The organism is Microcoleus sp. LEGE 07076 (genome assembly GCF_015207455.1).
Classification (GTDB): Bacteria; Cyanobacteriota; Cyanobacteriia; order Cyanobacteriales; family Microcoleaceae; genus Microcoleus.
Map to the genome: position 1 here is coordinate 1 of NZ_JADEWV010000381.1, position 3123 is coordinate 3123.

Genomic DNA, 3123 nt, shown 5'->3' on the forward strand with positions numbered 1-3123 from the left:
GGTAATCGCCGCAACTGGGGATTTTCAGTCTGGAAAATTACTCGCACAGTGTCTCTGGTGTTTACCTTTTCCAGGAACTTCTCTTTTATGGGGCGAAATGTCTCGGAATTGAGCCAGTTATTTAACTCGTCTTTTAAAAGCTTGCTGTTTGCGATTAAATCTGTATCTGAACGGTTGCTGACTTGTGCTGGTTTTGGTGTCATTCTGCCAGACACCTTTTGGCGGTAATCTGACTGCCATCGATCGTACAATGAATCGATCGCAGATGCCGGGAGTTTTCCGAGGAAGGATGTGTGAAAACCGCCCTCTTCCCACACCTGTAGCGTCACGGGAAAACCCCGTTGAAAGTCTCCCTCTCCCAGACTCAAAACAACTAATTTACCCATGACTTACCCTTTACTCTCAGTTAGATAACAAAATCTTCCACAAGACTCGCATCGCCTAAAGCTACTTTAACACTAAATCTTTCCCCAGGTTCGCCGCTAAATTCCAATTGTATCCAATTATCCGCTTGGCGCGATCGCGCTTCCAAAAACACCTCACCAGCATCATCCAATACAATCATCTGCACGTCGGGCGGCAAGTAAGTTTGACCGCCACCTGGTCTTAACTGTAAAAGAATATTCCATTTATTGTTTGATTCAGGACTAAAATAGACAATTAATGCGACCGGATGACCTACTAATTGAATTCCTAAATCTATCATTCTACCCCGTGCTTGAGCAGGGCGATCGCCTTCATTTTCTTCGGTTCGACTTCCCCCTCTAGCTGCTAATATATTCACACCATGAACTTCCACTAATTCATCCAAAAACAACCACAAGTTAGAAAAAATACTTTTAGTCAAAGTCACAACTTTTTGCAGGGCATATTCCTTCCCAATTCGACGATTATAAAGCTGTTCCCTCAAATCCTCAACAGCTAACAGCGCCCCCCACTGGGCAAAGGGCATCTTCAATCTAGGTGAATAAAGTGAAGGTTTGCCCAAGTCACCTATGAACCTTTCTATTTGGTTATGAGATAATGTCGGTAATGGTTTAATTTCGGCTTTCTCGGCTGGACAAAGTTGCTGAGAAACCCAGAGAGTATTCAGTTTTTCAAACAGATCCTCTACATCGAGGGAATAAGTACGATCGCCCGCATCATACCTTCCCTCAGTTTTCAGTTTGCGATGGGTGCTGAAACCCCACACCCGCAACCATCCATCCTCCAAATTCACCTGCACAGCCAGATAATAATCCGCCGCCAATGCAGGAATATCCACCCATTCTTGAGGCACGGAAAATTCATCAGTATCGATGCTTTCACTGGAAATAATTACTAGGCGACTTTTGCCCAAATTCAAGGCAAAACCAGTCACAAATTCCCACAGGTTTTCTGAGGATGCAAGTTGGACAGAGGTTTCGGATGCGGCTGAAAATTCAGGTGACAAAACTGCCAGGGTTAGCCGATTTAAGAAAGCGCGATGAAGTGCTGCTTCATAGGAGTAATCTTGCGTTGCAGGCCAAGCTGTTTTCTGTTGGCTTTCGGAAAACTCTAGCCAGAGTTGATCGGGACAGGCTAGGCTTAATTGTCCTAAAGTTAATGTCATTGTAATTATCTCCGTTCTACTGTTAACAGGGCGTAGGGGGCATTGGCTAAAAATTGTTCTACTAACAATGCTGATGACTTATCGATCGCGTTGAGAGAACAGGGTTGGAGTGCAAGAATTTGGCGTAACCAATGGTGTAATTCCGTTTGCAAAGTTGTTTTAACTTGCACTAATTTTCCTTGCAATTCAGTTGGTGTTATGTTAAGATTGTGGGCGATCGCTCTTTCGTCTACTTTCTCACATCCATAGTAGCGACACAACAGGGGAATTTCCAACTTTAGAGCTGGATGCAGCTTCAAGGCGGTTTGCAAGAATTTGTACAGAATGGCGCTTTGACAATACCAATTTAGCCATTCATCGAGCAGAATTGAAAGGCGATCGACATCTTTTACAGTCAAGGGAACACTCGCTTGCGTTTGACTCCACTTCACCAAAATTGTTAACAGATTTCTTTTGTAACCAGTTAAGTTTCGAGAAACTTGATATTGCTTGAGACCAAACTCTTTACCGATGTAATTTTGGTTAAATCCGGTGAAGCCATGCTCCAAGATTAACATTTTTTTTGCATCAGGAGAGAGGCAGGCGATCGCACTTGCTAATTCAGTTGTCATCTGTTGCAGGCGATCGCATTGCTCCGTGTCTTGCTGTCTGTTCGATGCTTGCTGCTCGGATTGCTCAGCCGTTTCTAATTCTAACTCCGGGTTTTCTGCATCCAGGGCATGAAATTTAATGTGAGTAGATGCCCGCAGCGCATCAACACAGATTTGCAACAATGCTTTGACTTCCTGCACTGTGAATTGCGTTGCGGAATTCGGTAATCGTTGTTCGGTGCAAAATTGGGCGATCGCCTGCCATTGTTCCGCCCTTGGCTCCGGTAATCGCTGATTTCTCCCTGCTTTAACTGGGGCATAAACTTCTAAAAAAGCTTGCCAAGTTAGGAAGCAACAGGATAATTGAGGATCTCGAATTGCGAAATTCTGTAAAGCAGTTTTCAGACCTTTTTTCGGGGTGCTCCGTAGCAGCCCCCAGTCACTTTGCCTTTGTGTTGGTTCATTTTTACGTACTTCGCTCATAATAGCGTCGCGCAGAGGACGACTGAGATAGGTTTCGATTTGGCTTTGGGTGCGATCGAACTTAGTGCACAATTCTACCGCTCGGTGAGCCATGTAACGTCTGGCAATTTGCAAATAGTCTTCCAAAGCCTGTTCCGGTGTCTGGAAGGCATCGTAAGTAGATTTCGCCGCTAAGTAGCAAGCCATATCCACATAAGCCAGCAGATAGCTGAGTGCTAAGAAATCTGAGTTACTTTGAGCAGCTTGGTTGCAGAAATATCTCAGCAAAACTGTTTCATCATGTAGCTGTGGATGCTGTTGCAGCAAGCGTATTAAATGTTGTCTTAGGCGATAATCCTGCACTGGGCGAGGATGGGGATTGACTTGATAATAAGTGGAAAATCGATCGATTATGTTTGTCATTCTATGTGTCATTCTAGTGACTACTCCCAAATGATTTTTGAGTGGCTGAAGTTAGAT

At 44.3% G+C, this 3123-nt stretch carries 2 protein-coding genes and 1 pseudogene; all 3 read right to left on the bottom strand.

Annotation, left to right across the window (positions count from 1 at the left end):
- Positions 1 to 386, bottom strand: a pseudogene (locus IQ270_RS29305) (sensor protein Chase2); the annotation flags it as partial.
- A 20-nt stretch (positions 387 to 406) separates the two neighbouring features.
- Complete coding sequence (locus IQ270_RS29310) at positions 407 to 1591, bottom strand: DUF1822 family protein (protein WP_193976627.1); 1185 nt, start codon at positions 1589 to 1591, stop codon at positions 407 to 409.
- Positions 1592 to 1596: 5 nt separating this feature from the next.
- Positions 1597 to 3066 carry a hypothetical protein gene (locus IQ270_RS29315; RefSeq protein ID WP_193976628.1) on the bottom strand — a complete coding sequence of 490 codons (1470 nt, stop codon included), beginning with the start codon at positions 3064 to 3066 and terminating at the stop codon, positions 1597 to 1599.
- Positions 3067 to 3123: the final 57 nt, after the last annotated feature.